11 protein-coding genes are annotated in these 16923 nt (G+C 71.0%); 3 read left to right on the top strand and 8 right to left on the bottom strand.

Annotated elements, in window-relative coordinates; translation table 11 throughout:
* Positions 1–110: 110 nt before the first annotated feature.
* From ACWCQ1_RS45960 to ACWCQ1_RS45930, 7 genes are all read right to left on the bottom strand, one after another.
* Positions 111–1187 (bottom strand): ABC transporter permease, encoded by a 1077-nt coding sequence (locus ACWCQ1_RS45960; protein WP_358599708.1) that lies wholly within the window; start codon positions 1185–1187, stop codon positions 111–113.
* Positions 1187–2191, bottom strand: a complete 1005-nt coding sequence (locus tag ACWCQ1_RS45955; protein ID WP_358599711.1) for a sugar ABC transporter substrate-binding protein — start codon at positions 2189–2191, stop codon at positions 1187–1189. Before ACWCQ1_RS45955 ends, ACWCQ1_RS45960 begins: the two co-directional genes overlap by 1 nt.
* A gap of 346 nt (positions 2192–2537) precedes the next feature.
* Positions 2538–4772: a GH92 family glycosyl hydrolase gene (locus ACWCQ1_RS45950; protein WP_451029346.1), complete on the bottom strand. Its 2235-nt coding sequence runs from the start codon at positions 4770–4772 to the stop codon at positions 2538–2540.
* A gap of 181 nt (positions 4773–4953) precedes the next feature.
* The gene (locus ACWCQ1_RS45945) at positions 4954–5634 is read right to left on the bottom strand and encodes a polysaccharide deacetylase family protein (RefSeq protein ID WP_451029345.1); all 681 of its coding nucleotides are present in this window, start codon (positions 5632–5634) and stop codon (positions 4954–4956) included.
* Positions 5631–6305 (bottom strand): glycoside hydrolase family 11 protein, encoded by a 675-nt coding sequence (locus ACWCQ1_RS45940; protein WP_356764528.1) that lies wholly within the window; start codon positions 6303–6305, stop codon positions 5631–5633. The genes ACWCQ1_RS45945 and ACWCQ1_RS45940 overlap by 4 nt, the downstream gene beginning before the upstream one ends.
* Positions 6306–6556: 251 nt before the next feature.
* Positions 6557–8005: an arabinose isomerase gene (locus ACWCQ1_RS45935; RefSeq protein ID WP_451029344.1), complete on the bottom strand. Its 1449-nt coding sequence runs from the start codon at positions 8003–8005 to the stop codon at positions 6557–6559.
* 32 nt (positions 8006–8037) lie between these two features.
* The gene (locus tag ACWCQ1_RS45930) at positions 8038–9348 is read right to left on the bottom strand and encodes an MFS transporter (protein ID WP_451029343.1); all 1311 of its coding nucleotides are present in this window, start codon (positions 9346–9348) and stop codon (positions 8038–8040) included.
* Between the two features lie 254 nt (positions 9349–9602).
* Here ACWCQ1_RS45930 and ACWCQ1_RS45925 point away from each other — a divergent pair, with 254 nt between their 5' ends.
* A complete protein-coding gene (locus ACWCQ1_RS45925) occupies positions 9603–13523 on the top strand; it encodes a glycosyl hydrolase (RefSeq protein ID WP_451029342.1) in 3921 nt (1306 codons plus the stop codon).
* On the opposite strand, the gene ACWCQ1_RS45920 is transcribed toward ACWCQ1_RS45925, so the two are convergent.
* Entirely contained in the window at positions 13506–14525 is a 1020-nt protein-coding gene (locus ACWCQ1_RS45920; protein ID WP_451029341.1) for a LacI family DNA-binding transcriptional regulator, read from the bottom strand. The two genes, ACWCQ1_RS45925 and ACWCQ1_RS45920, sit on opposite strands and share 18 nt — an antisense overlap.
* Positions 14526–14671: 146 nt before the next feature.
* On the opposite strand from ACWCQ1_RS45920, the gene ACWCQ1_RS45915 reads away from it, so the two are divergent.
* Together ACWCQ1_RS45915 and ACWCQ1_RS45910 are read left to right on the top strand one after the other, a co-directional pair.
* Positions 14672–15454: a hypothetical protein gene (locus tag ACWCQ1_RS45915; protein ID WP_451029340.1), complete on the top strand. Its 783-nt coding sequence runs from the start codon at positions 14672–14674 to the stop codon at positions 15452–15454.
* 35 nt (positions 15455–15489) lie between these two features.
* Positions 15490–16878 carry an alpha/beta hydrolase gene (locus ACWCQ1_RS45910; protein WP_451029339.1) on the top strand — a complete coding sequence of 463 codons (1389 nt, stop codon included), beginning with the start codon at positions 15490–15492 and terminating at the stop codon, positions 16876–16878.
* Positions 16879–16923: the final 45 nt, after the last annotated feature.

The raw sequence follows: 16923 nt of genomic DNA, 5'->3' as shown, positions 1-16923 counted from the left end.
AGGACTTGCCCGCGCCTCGCAGTTCGACGATCGGGCCGTCCCCGCCCTCCGGCGGGGTGTCCGCGAGGATCGCTCCGTGGGTTCCGGTTCCGTTGCTGGATGTCATGAGCTCACCTCCTGGTCGCCGACTGGCGGACCCACAGATTGATCATCACGGCGCCGAGCAGCATGACGCCGAGGAAGGCCTTGAACCAGTCGGGGTTCCAGCCGGCGAAGACGATGCCCTGGTTGACCATGCCGAACATGAACGCGCCGAAGACCGGGCCGATGGCGGAGCCGTAGCCGCCGGTCAGCAGACAGCCGCCGATCACCGCGGCCGCGATGTAGATGAGCTCCTGGCCCACGCCCTCGCCGGACTGGACGGTGTTGAAGGTGAAGAGCTGGTGCATGCCGACGAACCAGGCGCCGAAGCCGACCAGCATGAACAGGGAGATCTTGGTGAAGGTGACGGGCACACCGACGGCGCGGGCGGAGTCCTTGTTGCCGCCGACCGCGAAGATCCAGTTGCCGTACCTGGTGCGCAGCAGCACCCAGGTGGCCAGGGCGGCGAAGACCAGCCAGTACACGACGGTGATCTTGACCTGGACGCCTCCGACGTCGAAGGACGAGGCGAAGACCTTTTTGGCCTGGCCGAAGCCGTCCATGTCGCTGATGTCGTCGGTGGCGACGTTCCCGGTGATCAGCTTGGTGGCGGCGAGGTTGACGCCCTGGAGGATCAGGAAGGTGCCCAGGGTGACCAGGAAGCTGGGCAGACCGGTCCTGACGACCAGCCAGCCGTTGAGGAAGCCGATCGCAAGCGACACCAGAAGGGCGACGATCACACCGACCCATACGTTCATGGTCAGCTGGAAGCTGAGCATGCTCGCGGTCAGCGCGGAGGTGATCACCGCGACACCGGACGACAGGTCGAACTCCCCGCCGATCATCAGCAGGGCGACCGGCAGCGTCATGATGCCGATGGTCGACGACTGGTAGAGGACGGTCGCCATGGAACCGCCGTCGCGCACCGGCGGGGCGGCGATCAGGAAGAAGACGTACACCGCGGCGGCACCGAGGAACACACCGACCTCGGGACGTGCCAACAGGCGGACGGCCAGGGGACGTTCGGCCGTGCGGCCGTCCGTCTCCCGGCGGCCGGGGGCCGGCGGTGACTTCACCGCCGGCTCGGCATGCTGGGTCATGCTCATCACCTGGTGCCCTTCGCGGCGAACTGGGCGACCTGGTCGACGTTGGTCTTGTCGATGAAGGCGGGGCCGGTCAGGACGGGGGCCGTGGAGCCGCCGCTGAAGTTGCCGTTGGTCTTGTACAGCCACAGGGCGTCGACGGCGAGGTAGCCCTGGAGGTAGGGCTGCTGGTCGACGGCGAACTCGACGCTGCCGTTCTGCACGGCCTTGACCAGGTCCTTGTTGAGGTCGAAGGTGGCGATCTTGGCCTTGGAGCCGGCGTCGGAGAGGGACTGCACGGCCGTCAGGGCGATCGGGGCGCCGAGGGTGACGACCTGGTCGATGGAGGAGTCCTGCTTCAGCTTGGCGGTGATGGTCGACTTCACCGAGGGCATGTCGGTGCCGTTGACGTAGAGGACGTCGGTCTTGCCGGAGAAGCCCTTCTTCAGGCCCGCGCAGCGGGCCTCGAGGGCGACCTGGCCCTGTTCCTGGATGACGCACAGGGCGTGCTTGGCGCCGAGCTGGTTGAGCCGCTGCCCGAAGGCCTGGCCGGCGATGTTCTCGTCCTGGCCGAAGTACTCGAGCATGCCGAGCTGCTTCCAGTCGGAGACGCCGGAGTTGAAGCCGACGACGGGGATGCCCGCGGCCTTCGCCTTGGCGACGACGTCCTTCATGGCGTCGGGCTTGGCGGCGGTCAGGGCGATGCCGTCCACCTTCTGGTCGATCGCGTTCTGCACCAGGTTGGCCTGGTTGCCGGCGTTGGGGTCCGAGGAGTAGACGAGCTTGATGTTGTCCTTGGCGGCGGCGGCCTGGGCGCCCTTGCGGATGAGGTCCCAGAAGGTGTCGCCGGGGGAGGCGTGGGTGACCATGGCGACGGTCATGCGCGGAGTGGTGGCCTTGCCCGCGGCGGCGGCGCCGCCTCCTTCCTCGGACTTCTTGCCGCCGGAGCTGCTGGAGCAGGCGGTGACGAGCAGGGTGGCGGCCAGGGCGGTCGCGGTCAGGGTGATGGCTCGGTGACGTGTGTGCATGTCCCTTGCACCTCGCTGTACTGATCAGGGAAACGGGATATCGGCTCGAACGGGGCGCTCCACCCGTTCCGGCGGCGGGCGAGCGGCTTGGGAGCGCCTGGTGCGGCGGCGGGGTGTCGTGTGCGGCAGGCGGGGGTGGTGCTCCGCTCAACGATGTGACTAGCGCGCGTTACTAGCGCGCGCTAGGTGCTCGTACTATGGAGCGCCCCCCAGGTGATGTCAATAGATTTGTCAGGACGTATCGACAAGGTGTCCTGTACAGACGTCGGCCCGCCCGCGTCGAGCGGACGGGCCGGAGTGGTTCCTGCCGCCGCCGGGGGCGAGCCCGGCGCTTCTGTGATCGCGTTCAGTCCCTGGAGCCGGCCACGGACGGATCCGCCAGCTCGTAGCGCAGCACGCCACCCGTCGCCGGGAAGGTGTCCGGCAGGAAGGCGGTGCCGGCCGGGCGGCCGTCGAGGGTCAGGGACCGTACGCGCGAGGTCGTCGCGGACGCCCGCGGGGCCAGGACCGTGAAGGTGACCCCGTTGCCGCGGTGGACGGTGACGGCGGGGAACAGCGGGCTGGCGAGGGCCAGTTGGGGGCTTCCCGGGATGTGCGGGTACATGCCGAGGGCGGCCCACACGGCCCAGGACGACATGGCGCCGAGGTCGTCGTTGCCCATCAGACCGTCGGGGCGGTCGGCGTACAGGCTGGTCAGCACCCGCCGCACGGTGTCCTGGGCCCGGTCGGGACGACCCGCCGAGTCGTAGGCCCACGGGGTGCCGAAGGACGGTTCGTTGCCCAGGTAGGCGTACGGCTTGTCGGGACCGGCGTTGAGCCGGGTGAAGAAGGCGTCCAGACGGGCGGTGACGGCGGCGTGGCCGCCCATAGCGGCGAACAGGGCGGGCAGCTCGTGCGGGACCATCCAGGTGTACTGCGCCGCGTTGCCCTCGACGTACTCCGCGCGCTGGGCCGGTGTGAAGGACGGCCGGCTGCCGTCGGCGGCGCGGGGCTGGAGGTAGCCGCTCGCGGGGTTGAACAGCGCGCGCCAGTTGCCGGCGGCGCGCGTCAGGGCCGCCTCGCTGTCCGTCTCGCCGAGGCGGCCCGCGAGACGGGCGAGGGCGCCGTCGGCGACGGCGTACTCGAGAGTGGTGGACGCGCTGCCCCAGACCCCCTTGGTCGCGGTGGGGACGTAACCCAGGCTGTCGTACCGCTCATGACCCGGTCGCTGCCTGCTGTCGTGCCGGCCCGCCAGCGCGGTCCGCAGCAGGCCCTCCGCGTCGAAGTCGGTGGCGCCGAAGGCGTGGATCGAGGCGGCGATCGCGGGCAGCGGGTCGCCGACCATGACGCCGGTACCGCCGTTGGCCACGGTCCAGCGGTCGAAGTACCCCGCCTGGCGGCCCTGTTCGAGGATCGACTGGGCGATGTCGGAGGCCTCGCGCGGGGCGAGCAGGGCCAGCAGCTGGACCTGGGAGCGGTAGACGTCCCAGCCGGAGAAGTCGGCGTACTGCGCGTGTCCGGGGCGAGTGCGGTGGACGAGGCCGTCCATTCCCGGGTAGCGGCCGTCGGCGTCGCTGAGGACACTCGGGTGCAGCAGCGAGTGGTACAGCGCGGTGTAGAAGATCCGACGCTGCTTCTCGGTGCCGCCCTGCACGGCGATCCTGCCGAGCCAGGTGTTCCACAGGTCGTGGGTCGAGCGCCGTACGGTGTCGAAGGAGCGGTTCTTCTGCTCCACCAGGGCGTTGGCGCGCGCGGAGCCGACGCTCACGAAGGAGATGCCCACCCGGGCGGTCACCGTACGGGTGCCGGGCGCGAAGGAGACGTACGCCCCGGACCTCTTGCCGTCCAGGGGCTCGGCGGTGGCGAAGGGATGGTCGAAGACCGCGTGGAAGTAGAGCCGGTAGCGGTTGGACTTGCCGCAGAAGCCGCCGCTGTCGGTGTGTCCCGACAGCGTGCGGGATCCGATGGCGATCTCTCCGGTGGCGCCGTTGAACGCCCGGGCCGCGTCCACCGTCAGCGCGGCCGGCTCGGTGCCGTCGGCCGGGTAGGTGAAGCGGGCGACGCCGGAACGCCGGGTCACGGCGATCTCCGTGTGGATGCCGTTGTCGAGGCGGACCCGGTAACTCCCGGGCGAAGCGCCCTCGTTGACGTGGGAGAAGGTGGCGAAGCGGGCGGCCTGGTCCGGGTCGGGGCGGCCGGTGAGCGGCATGAAGGGGATGTTGCCGTAGTCGCTGCAGCCCGCGCCCGAGATGTGGGTGAGGCTGAAGCCCCGGATCCGGTTGTCGGGGTACGCGTAGCCGCCGTGCTGGTGCGTGACCGTGTCGGGGCTCCACTGGATCCCGCCCAGCGGCGCCGAGGCGCCGGGGAAGGTGTTGCCCCCGCCGCCGCCGTGACCGAAGTCGACGCCGCCCGGTGCCGTGCCGACGAAGGGGTTGACGTAGCCGGCCGGGTCGTCGGTGAGGCGCGGGGTGAGAGGCGCCGCGTGGACCGGTGGGGCCAGCAGCACGGCCGAGGCCAGGGCGGCCGCGAGGGGGTGCAGGCGCAAGAAGCTCTCCTGGAAGCGGTCGGGCGTCGTGCTGTCGTACGACGACGGTCCGCTCACGGTCGCCTCCGGGAGGCCCGATCGCGTGACACCTGGCCGCGGCACGCCGAATAATCAGGCTCACGGCTTAATCAGGCTCCCGGCGCAATGACCCGCCGGGTCGACGGCATGGGATTGCGGCGCGGCAGCTCGTGGCAGCCGCGCCGCAAGTGCGGTGTCCGCGGGGGGCGTTGCCGGGGCGTCAGCCCGTCGGGGCGACGGCCCGGCCGGTCTGCGGCGAGATCATCCCGGCGCACAGACCACGGGCTGCGAGGCCCTGGGCGATCCGCGGGACGGCCGCGACCGTGTTGGCCGGCCAGTCGTGCATCAGGATGATCTGGCCATTGGTCAGCCGGCCCGCGGCCTGCACGATCGCGTCCGTACTGGCGCCGTTCCAGTCCTGCGAGTCGACGTCCCAGATGATCTCCCTCAGCCCGTACTTGGCCTCGACCGTCCGCACCGTCGCGTTGGTCTCGCCGTACGGCGGCCGGAACAGCTTGGGCGTGCCACCACCGGCGCTCGCGACGGCCTGCTGGGTCCGGGAGATCTCCGAGTCGATCTGCGACTGGGCGAGCTGGGTGAGATGGGGGTGGGTGTAGCTGTGGTTGCCGACCCACATGCCCGCACTCACCTCGGCGCGGACCTGGGCGGGGTACGCGGCGGCGTACTGGCCCTCGTTGAACATCGTGGCCCGCAGCCCGCTCTGCCGGAGCGCGTTCAGCAGGTTCGGCGTGTTGCCGGAGGGGCCGTCGTCGAAGGTGAGTCCGACGTAGCCGTTGCAGGTGGCGGCCCGCGCGGGAGCGGTGGCGAGAGTGAGGGTGCCGGCGGCGAGGGCGACGGCGGCGGTGGCCGCCAGCAGGGGCCGTAAGGGCGCGGCCCTCATGACGCCACCGTGATGTTCGAGCTGCCGCTGCTCTGGTAGCCCTCCGTCGCGAGGATCATGTAGTACTTGAAGCTGCCGAGGGGCATGCCCGCGCGGGCCCAGGCGTCGAAGTGGTTGCCCGTGGTGATGGAGCCGCCGGTCCGCTTGGACTGCCGTACGCTCCAGTACTGGTTGAAGGTCTTGTTGCCCTCGACGGACGGCGCGTTGTACCGGGTCGTCTGGTAGATGTCGTAGGTGCCGCCGTCGCTGGTGACCGTGCCCTTGTACGTGCCCGTGGGCCGGTAGGTGCCCCAGTTGTCGACGATGTAGTACTCCACGAGCGGGTTCGACGTCCAGCCGTACAGCGACAGGTAGCCGTTGCCCGAGGGACTGAAGCTGCCGGAGTACGACACGGTCCTGCGCGAGCCGTTGCTCCAGCCCTTGCCGGCGACGAAGTTGCCGGTGTTGCGCCAGCTGGTGCTGTAGTTGCCGCCGGAGCCCAGGGTCATCGAGACCGTGCCCTGGGCGTCGGTCCAGAACGAGTAGTAGAAGCCGTTGTCGGTGCCGGTCTGGTTCGTGGTGATGACGGTGGCGGCCCGGGCGGTGCCGGGCAACGCCAGGGCGGCGGTGGCGCCCAGCAGCATCGCGCATGCGGTCCTGCGGGTCGTCGTGGGTGCGGGTGCGACGTCCATGAGCGGTTTCCTCCGAGTCCTCCAAGGGGGCGGGGTTCGGTCGAACAGTGTTGGCCTGCACCCGTCAAGCGTCAACAGTTTCGGTAGCTGTTTCGAAACATTCGTCACGCGGGATGGCATCAGAGAGGAAGAAGGAGCAGCTCGAAGCGGCAAGTGATGTGAATGAGCCGGGTGGCTCAATTTGCCGAGAAGATGAGACTGATGGAGAGGCTTTCGATTCTTCGAATGTTTCGAAGCCTTTCCGGACGGAGTCACACCTCGCGGTGCTCGATGCCCAGCAGGCTCGCCGCGGCGCGGAAGTTCGCCGCGTGGTGGCCGAGGGCGAGGGACCAGTGGTGGCCGACGCCCGTATCGCTCCAGGCGTCGACCCATTCGCCGGGGTCACGGCCGAAGTCGACGCGGCTGGTGGTGTTGCCGATCTCCAGATGGGGACCGGGGACGACGGCGCCCTCGGCGGTGACGAACGACAGGCCGCCGTCGGCGTCCTGGCCGAGCCCCAGCAGGGTGACCGGGCCGTGCCGGACGTCGAACTCCACGCTGACGCCCCAGCCCCGCTTGCCGTGGTAGACGCCGAGCCCGCGCAGCAGCGGATCGCGTGCGCTGACGGCGAGGTGGCCGGGTCCGTCATGGCCCATCTCCACGACGCCGGCCTCGAAGTCGAGGGCCTGGATCTCGGTGAACGAGCCGCCGGCGCCCACACTCTGCGAGGCCAACTGGGCGACACTGGTGCGCAGTTCGTACTCGCCGGCCGCCGGGATCCCGCGCGCGGTGAGCAGCGAGGCGCCGAGGATCATGCCGGCGCCGAGCCGTTCGTGGAGTTCACCGTCGAGGCCGCGGTGGTAGTACGCCAGGGTGTCCAGGCCGAAGTCCTCGACGAGCCGGTCCAGGGCGACCGAGACGGTCGCGCCCCATGCGAAGTCCTCGTCGACCACGCTCTCGTCGACGGTGAACAGGCGCCGGGCCAGTGCCACCCGCTCGCGGGTCTCCGCCTCGGTCACCTTCTCCACCCGGTGGCGCAGATCGTCGAACTCCTGTACCTCGACGTGCGAGCCGAAGGTCGCGGGCAGCAGGGTCAGGTCGGTCGACACGTCGAGCATGCCCGGATACAGATGTCCCATCAGGCCGTGCCGGGCGTGCCGCAGCGCGGCCCGCACATGGGCCGCGCGGATCCACTGCTCGATGCGCCGCCACGCCGACTCCTGTCGCAGCCAGCCCGAGACCGACCGGAAGGGGATGCCCGCGCGCCGGAAGACGTTGCCGACCTCGGGTACGGGGCACTGACCGCAGTAGGCCAGCCAGGCGCCCGTGTCGAAGGTGGCGTGGTCCATCCGCTCGGTGGGCTGCAGGTCGATGACCAGGACCGGGGTGTGCGAGCGCCGGGCGATCGGCAGCACCATCGACGAGGTGAGATACGTCGTCAGGAAGAGCACGATCAGATCGCAGTCGGCCCGGCGCAGCCGCTCGGCGGCGGCCGCTCCCTCCTCGGCGTCGGAGATGAACCCGACGTCTGTCACCTCCGCGTCCAACGCCCCGATCCGTTCGGCGACATACCGCGCCGACTCCCGCAACTGCGGCAGCAGTCCCGGGAACTGTGGCCAGTAGGCGCCCAGACCGCCGGCGACCAGTCCGATCCGGGTACGGCGGCGACCGACCGGTGGAAGCAACTCTTCTACGGGAACGGGGCGTTCGGCGGTTGCCATGGTCGATGCTCCTCGTGAGGCGCGCGGTCGGTTCAGGTGGGGGCAACCCGCAGGTCGGCCGGGTCGGGGTGGACACGGGCGGAGCGGCGGATCAGGACCCGGACGATGAACACGCCGGCGAAGGCCGCGACCGCCATGCAGATCGTGATCGACCAGAGCAGGATCGCGGGGCTGCGGTCGAGCAGGGCGGGCGTGAAGAAGGCCGCGACGGCGAACACCCCGCGCGAGACGGCGTAGGTGAGGCCCTGGGTGGTGCCGCGGGTGTCCGGGGGCAGGGTGAGCTGGGACCACACCTTGTAGTTGGCCTCTCCGGCGAGGGGGCTGGAGAGCTGGTAGAGGACGAAGAAGACGAGGATGCCGGCCAGGCTGCCGGTGGTGGCGGAGGCGATGCAGAAGGCGGCGACCTGCACGACCGCGGCCGTGTGGAACAGCCGGTCCCGCCATGGTGTGTCGGCGACCTTGACGAACGCCATGGTCAGCAGCAGACCGATCGGGAGGAAGGCCAGGTTGATCCCGGTGGCCAGGCTCTGCGAGGCGCCGCTGACGGTGACCACCACATAGGTGCCGAACTGGCCGAAGGTGTTGGCGCCGAGGCCCCAGGTGACGTAGAAGACGAAGGTCGCGGCCATCGGCAGCAGCGCGGCACGGTTCCAGATGTTCCTCAGCGCCACGCCCTTGGGGGCGATCTCGCCCGCGACCAGCGGGGCGTCCCGCAGGTCCGCCCCGGGCGCCGCGTCCTGCTCGCCGAGCTTCAGCCGGGAGCGCAGCAGCCAGGTGACGATCGCGGCGACGGCCAGATGCCCCGTGATCAGACGGGCTCCGACCATGCCCGTGGTCGACAGGACGAAGCCGAGGAAGATCACCACGACGATGCCGAGCATCCACATCACCTGGGTGAAGGCAACCAACCGGCCGCGGGCGTGAGCGGGGGCGGCGTCGGAGACCACCGCCAGGGAGGTCGGCAGGTCGGCGCCCGCCGCCAGCCCCGCGACCAGGACACCGGCCAGCAGCACCAGGTCGTTCGGCGCCAGGGTGATCAGGATGGCGCCCAGCGCGTAGCAGAGGATGTCCAGGTTGTAGACCCGGCGCCGGCCGAACAGGTCGGCGAGCCGGCCGCCGACCAGGGATCCGACGGCGATGCAGATGGTGACGATGGCGCTGATCGCGCCGGCCATCCACACGCCCATGTGGTAACTGTCCCGGTAGATGGCCAGGTTGACCGAGATGCTGACGATGAGCGCCGCGTCCAGGTAGGAGGCCATGCCCGACAGGGCGGCGACCTTCCAGAGCACCCTGGGGACGGGTTGTTCCGCTGGATCCGGTGAAGCTGAGGTTCGGGCCATGATGCGACTCCGTCGTCTGGGGAATGGCCGAGCGGAGGGGGACGTCGCGGCTGAAGGGCCGGGGCGCAGTGACTATAGGAGCAAAAAAACGTTCCAACAAGGCGGGAAGCACGCATCATCTGCGCCAGAGTGAATGTGGCTCCGATGAACTCCCCGGTCTGGCCGAGGCGGATTCCGTGTTCTACGGTAATGCGGATGTAGAACGTTTTTCGATCCATGAGAGCGTCCGATCCGTGACCGGGAGGACCGCGCCCGTGATCTCCCCAGAGCTGCGACAGCTGTTTGAGAATCCACCCCGGGACTTCGGCCCGACCCCGCTCTGGTGGTGGTCCGGCGCACGGGTCACCCGCGATCGACTCGCCTGGCAGATGCGCAGATTCGCCGAGGGCGGCGTCCACAACCTCGTGGTCATCAACCTGGCGCCGGCCGGCCCGAGTTTCGGCGCCCGGGCCGACGAACCGGCCTGGTTCGGCGAGGAGTGGTGGGCGCGCTTCACCGACGCCTGCGAAGTCGCCCAAGACCTGGGCACACGGCTGTGGTTCTACGACCAGATCGGGTTCTCCGGCGCCAACGTCCAAGGAAACGTGACCCGATGGCACCCTGAGGCGACGGGTCGAGCCCTGCGCCTGCGCCGGACGGTCGTCGCCAACGGCACGGTGGAGCTGCGGAGTTCGGAGATCCTGGTCGGTGCCTACGACCCCGACGGCCGACGGCTGTCGGACCTCACGGCCGCCGAGGGGCGCGAGGTCGAACTCGTCACCGCCGTACCCACCGCATTCGACTACCTGGACCCGCACGCCGTGCGCCTGTTGCTGGACGCCGTCCACCACGAGTTCGACCGCCGCGTCCCCCAGTACCTGGGCAACGTCGTCGCGGGCAGCTTCCAGGACGAACTGCCCGGCACCAACGCCTGGAGCCGCCGCTTCCCCGAGGAGTTCCGCGCCCGGCGCGGCTACGACCTGCTCGACCGTCTGCCGGCCCTCTTCCACGACGCCGCACAGGCGACGAGGATCCGCGGCGACTACTACGCCGTCCGCGCCGAACTCACCGAAGAGGCCCTCTTCCAGCCGCTCGCCGCCTGGCACGAGGACCGTGACATGCTCCTCGGCTGCGACCAGACCCACCCCGCACGCGCCGGTCACCCGACCCAGGCGACACAGATCTACACCGACTACTTCCGCACCCACCGCTGGTTCGGTGCGGCCGGCAGCGACCACCACGGCGACTCCAAGGTCCACTCCTCCATGGCCCACCTCTACGGCCACGAACGCGTCTGGATCGAGGCGTTCCACTCCTCCGGCTGGGGCGGCACGCTCGAGGACACCTACGACTGGCTCCTGCCGTTCCTGCGCAGCGGCGCCAACCTGTACAACCCGCACGCCAGTTACTTCGGCACCGCGGGCGGCTGGTTCGAGTGGGCCCCGCCGTCCACCGACTGGCGCCAGCCGTACTGGCCGCAGTACCCCGCCTTCTCCCGGGCCGTCGCCCGGATCTGCTCGATCATGTCCTGGGGCAGCTACAGCGCCGACGTCGCCGTCCTCCACCCCACCGCCACCCTGCAGGCCCGTATCCCGCTGGACACGCCGATCCGGCACTTCGGCGCCGGCCGTCTGGGCGAAGGACACGCCGAGGTCGACGAGACCCAGGAGCACTATCTCGACCTGTGCGGCATCAACAACTGGCTGCACCCCCGGATCGGCGCCCTGGACCGCCACCGCGTCGCCTTCGACGTCATCGACGACGCTTCCGTACAGCGCGCCGCAGTGGCCGAAGGCGCCCTGCGGACAAGGGACTTGGCCTACCGGGCGGTACTGCTGCCCTCGACCGACATCCTGGAGGAGGAGACGGCGCGCCGTCTCACGCAACTGCTCGACGCGGGCGGGCGGGTCGTCGTGGTCGGCCGGGTACCGGCCGCCGCGGCCGGGCTCGCCGGTGACGACTCGGCGGTGGCCGCGCTGGCGGCACATCCGAGGCTGGAACGGGTGCGCGACGCCGAGTCCGGCGCGGCGGCCGTGGCCGACGGCGCCGCATACGCGACGGGTGACGTGCCGCTCCTCGTCAGAAGGCGCGGTGAGACGGCGGTCGCCCTGGTCACCGGTGCCTTCCCCGACGCCCGTCGGCACCCGCCCAGGGGCAACCACAGCGTCGACCCCGCCCGCTACGCCCGCACCACCTCCGTCACCGTGCACGCCCCGGTCACCGAGGCCGAGGTCTGGAACCCGGCCACCGGAACCCGACACCCCGCCCCCGTCGCCGTCTCCGACGGCGTCTCGACCCTCGACGTACCACTCGACGGCGCCCCCGCCGCCCTCGTCGTCTGGCGCGAGGGCACCCCGGCGAGTCCTGCGCCCGCGTCAACGCCCCGCCGGCTGCGAACGATTGACATCTCGACCGGCTGGGAGGGCCGCCTGGTCCCCACCCTGGACAACACCTGGGGCGACCTCGCCCTGCCCGCCGGCTCATCCGTCGACGAACCCCAGATCTGGACCATGCGGTGGACCGAGAACGACGCCGACTGGGAGGACTCGCGGGCGACCTACGGCAACCGGGTCCGCGTGCTGCCTCCGACGCCCTCCGCGAAGGCCCCGGACCCACTCGATCCCGAGTCCGTCGCACGCGTCCTGGCCGGCGACCAGCCCCTCGTCCCCTGGGACGAGAACTGGGGTGCCGGGCTGTTCTCGTCGAGCCGTGGCGTGCCTGATCCCGAGGGGCTGCTGGGCAACAAGGGGATGGTGAACGAGGAGTTCGTGCGGGTCCAGGCGCCGGCGGACGGCACGGTCGCCCGGGTCCGGGCCATCGTGCGGACCGACCATCGCGGTCCCGCCGATCTGCACGTCGGCGCGGCGGCGGTCAAGCGGGTGTGGTGGAACGGGGAGGTGCTCCCCGCCGGCCCCGGCTATCTGGCCACCGCTCGACTGGAGGTGGCGCAACCGGACAACGTCCTGGAGTACGAGCTCGCCGACGCCGAGGAGCGGCCTTCCCAGATCCTGGCCAATGCCCAAGCCTCCTTGGGCAGTTACTTCTGCCTCTCCCTGCCGGACGGGTTCTCTCCGCGTCCGCAGTTCATGTGTCTGCCCGAGGGAGTACGGCCGGACGGCACGGCGACCTACCGGGGCCGCATCCATGTGCCGTACGAGAGCGCGCGAGCGGTGTTGATCGTCGGGGCGGCGGCGGGTGTCACCGTGCTGCTGGACGGAGCCGTGCTGGCCCGACAGGAGAAGGTGGAGTACTACCAGTCCGACTGGGGGGCCGTGCCGATGTTCTTCCGGCACGAACTGGCCCTCGGGTCGGGCGATCACGTTCTCGATCTCGTGGCCGACGGCCCGGTGTTCGTGGACCTGGTGGCCGACGCCGGATCGGGCGCGACCGCCCCGGTCAGCGGCGCCGGTTGGGAGGCGGAGGCGGGGGAGTGGCGCGGACGCACCGTCGAACTCGTGGGCCGCTGGGGCGAGTTGCAGCACTGCCATGCGGCGGTACGGCCGCACCCGTTGCCGGACACCGAGTGGCTCACCGGCGCACCGGTGCTCGGCACGGCGGTACTGCCCTTGCGGACGACCGATGACATCCGTGCGAGCGCCCAGCGCTTCCGCTTCACCGTGCCGTCGGGGACGGTGTCGCTGGACCTGCCGGTGGAGCTGTCCGCACGGGTGAAGGTCGGAAGCGGTGCCGAACGGCCGCTGCACGAACGCGTGTTGACTCTTGACGGGCCCCTGCGGGAGCCCACCGAGGTCGAGGTCGTCACCGCACCCACGGCCACTCGGCGGGGCGGATCCGCGTGGCGGGGCCCGGTGCGCGTCCGTACCGAGCCGGCTCCGCTGTCGCTGGGGGACTGGCGGTCGCTGGGGCTGGGCGGCTGGAGCGGTGGGGTGACGTGTGCGCGGGAGCTGGAGGTGCCGGTAGGCCCTGATCCGGTGCTGGATCTGGGGCGGGTGCGGGGCAGCGTCGAGGTACGGGTGGACGGCGAGAAGGTCGGGGAGGCGTTCTGCGCGCCCTACCGCTTCGAACTGCCCGGTGCCGCAGGGCGGACCGCCCGGGTGGAGGTGACCGTTCACGGCACCCTGGCGCCGTACTTCGCCGAGGCGACCCCGACCGCCTGGGCGTTTCCCTGGCAGCTCTCGACGGGGCTGCTGGGACCGGTGACGCTGCGGATCGTCGGCTCAGGGGCCGGAGACTGACCGGGTGGAGTCCCGCAGGACCAGCCCCGGCGCGAACACCCTTGCCTCATGGGCGTGTTCGGCGCGTGCCTCCACCTCGTCCAGGAGCATCTCCACGGCGGCCCTGCCGAGATCCTCGACGGGCTGCCGTACCGTCGTCAGGGTCGTGCCCACGAAACTCGCGATGTCGAGGTCGCCGTAACCGACCACCTGCACGTCCTCGGGCACCTTCACGCCCCGCTCGGCGAGTCCGCGGCACAGACCGGCGGCCAGGAAGTCGTTGGTGCAGAACACACCGTCGGGCAACTCCTCGAGGCGGTCGGCGATGTGGGTGCCGTACGCCACCGTCATCTCCTCGGCGACCACCTGGCCCAGCCGGGCCTCGCGCCGGGTGCGCACGGCCTGCCGGGCGCCCTGGTACCGGTCGGCGCACTGCCGTATCGAACGCTCCCCGTTGACGACGAGGATCTCGCGCGCCCCGCAGTCCAGCAGGTGCTGTACGGCGATGCGGCCGCCCGCGATGTCGTCGACCGACACGGAACAGCCGTCCTGGGACGGCATCGCGCGGTCCGCCAGGACCAGGGGGATGCCGCGTTCCCGCAGCCTGGTGAGGCGGGTGGGATCGGCGCTGAGCGGAACCACCACGACCCCGACGGCCCGCTGCTCGGCCAGCATGGTGAAGTAGCCCTGCTCCCGCTCCGGGGCGTCCCCGCTGTGGCAGAGGACGAGGCTGTAGCCGTGGTCGTAGGCCGCGTCGGCCGCGCCCCTGGCGATGCGGGAGTAGAAGGAGTTGGTGACGTCGGGCAGCACCAGGCCGATCGACGAGGAGTGGCCGGTGCGCAGCCCGGCGGCCGCCGGGTGGGGGACGTAGTCGAGTGCGGCGACCGCGTCCCGGACCCGTGCGGCGGTGCGGGCGTTGACGCGCTCGGGGCGGTTCAGCACGTTCGACACCGTCGACACCGACACGCCGGCGGCGGCCGCGACGTCCTGGATACGGGCGGGGCGAACCGGAACGACGTCCACCCCCCTCGCTGTGAAAGCGTCGCGCGACCAGGCACGACGCGGTCCTCATGGGCGACGTCAGTGTACCCCGGAGAGGCTTGTAACGTTTTCCGTCCGTGCATGAGGGGGCTGTGAGACCGTCCTGACCGGTGCTGCACACTGTGCCCATGACACGCATGAGGAAGCTCGCGACCGCGCTCTTAGCCGTGTCGGCGCTGCTCGTGACGCCCCCCACCGCCTCCGCCTCCCCCACTCGTTCCGCGCACGAACACCTCGCCCGCGAGACCTTCGACCGCCTCCCCCTGGGGCCGGTCACCGCGGGCCACGGCTGGACCGCCGACACCGCCGGCGGCTCGCTCACCGTCGAACCCGGCACCACCGGCCACGGCCGCGAACTGCGCCTCCACACGGAGGGCAACGGCCGTGCCTTCCTCGTCTTCTCCGATCTCGCACCCGCCGGCAACAGCTTCTGGGCCCGGCTGCGCCTGCGCGTCGACCGCTTCCCCACGGCTCCCGACTGGGCGCACTGGACAGTCGCGGAGGCCTCCGGCTCCGATGTCCCCACGCTGGTCCGCCCGTTGGGCGGTCAGTACGTGCCCACCTCCGGAGCCGACTTCTGGGGAGTCGGCTCCGACCTCGGCCCCACCGGGGACTGGACCGCATGGCAGACCTCGGCACCCGCCGCGGCGGCCACATGGCAGTGCGTCGAGTTCCACCTCGACGCGAAGGACAACCGCGTCACCGTCTATCTCGACGGCGTGGAGCGGCCCGAGTTGACGGTGTCCACCAAGCGACACGGCGGCACCGCCGACGACTTCGTCTTCCCTCACTTCGACAAGCTCAAGCTGGGGTGGCAGTTGTACCAGGCGAACCCCACCCCCTCCGCGTACGACGTCCGCATGGACGACGTGGCACTCAGCAACAAGCGCGTGGGCGGGTGTCCCTCATGACACGACGACCGACACGACGACCGACACGACGACAGATGCGAGGACCGACGCGAGGGCTGACGCTAGGACTGACGCGCCGAGCGCTGCTGGGAGGGCTGGCCGGCGGGCTCGCGGCCGCGGCCACCGGGGCGGGCACTGCCGCCGCGGCCGGGCGGAGCACTCGGGCGGGCCGGGAGCCGTACGTCCCGGTCTCCGTGAGCGGCGGCGGTGGTCCGCTCGGCACGGACCGGGTGCATGTGCTGAAGATCGGCGCCGACAGCGCGCGGACGGTCCTGGTCCTGGTACCGGGCATGTTCGGGGCGGCCAACGACTTCCGGCTGCTGGCCCGGGACGTGGTGGCGGCCGTCCCCGGGGTGCAGGTGTGGGCCTTCGACCGGCGCGAGGAGAACCTGCCCGACCGCTCCGGGTTCGCCACCCCGGACCCCGCCGCGTACTACCTGGACGGCCACTACCGCACGCAGGATCCGGCGGCGTCCGCGTTCGCCGCGCGGTGGGGCCTGGCCCGCACCCTGGAGGACCTCCGGACCGTCGTCGCCGTCGCCGCCGAGGGCGGTCGGCGCCGGGTGGTGCTCGGCGGCCACTCCTGGGGCGCGACCACGGCGATGACGTACGCCGCATGGGACTTCGACGGCTGCCCCGGATACCGGGATCTGGCCGGCCTCGTGGTGGTCGACGGCGGAGTGCGGGGCGCCTTCGACGGCACGGGGGAGCCGGTCGAGGACTCGCCGGAGCAGGTGCGCGAGCGGCTCGCCGCCATCGACGGCGGAGCGGTCTTCGACCTGACCCTGAGCGCCGTCGGGCTCGGCAGCCGGGCGGAGAGCACCCAGATCTGGTACCAGCTCGCGGGCTGGTACGCGCACCGGGACCCGGACGGCCGGTCGGTCCTGCAGCCCCGCATGCCCGACGCCCTGCGGCCGCCCGTACCCGTCACCAACGCCGGTCTGCTGGGCACACTGGTGGACGCCGGGTTCGGCTGGCCGAACGACATCAGCGTGCACTCGGGGCACCTCGCCGACGACGGCGACGTGCGCGGGTGGGTCGACACCGGTATCACCCCCATCGGCCGGGTCGCCGCGGCGTACGCGGGTGGCCCGGTGCCGGCGGTGTGGGAGTGGTACTGGCCCGCCCGCCTCTCCGTCGACCTCGACGTCGCCGACGTCTACCGGGACACCGACCTGACCCGCTCCCTCGGGCTGCGGCTGTACCACGCGGCGCAACTGAAGACGCCCCTCTACGTGTTCGAGACGAGCTACGCCAAGGGCACGGTCGCCTCGGCCGCCCGCGAGGTCGTGAGCGACTCCCGTATCCCGTACGCGAGATACGCGAGCGACACCGGGATGAACCACCTCGACCCGCTGTTCGCCGCGACCGTGCGGAACACCCTCACCCACACCCTCACACCGTTCCTCACCGGCCTCGGCTGACGGCCGAACGCAAGGACGGACGGTGTACGGCACCGGGGCCGCCCG

It is taken from the genome of Streptomyces sp. NPDC002144, from assembly GCF_053593695.1.
The sequence above is the reverse complement of the archived record's forward strand: the minus strand, read 5'-3'. Positions and strand labels throughout refer to the sequence as shown.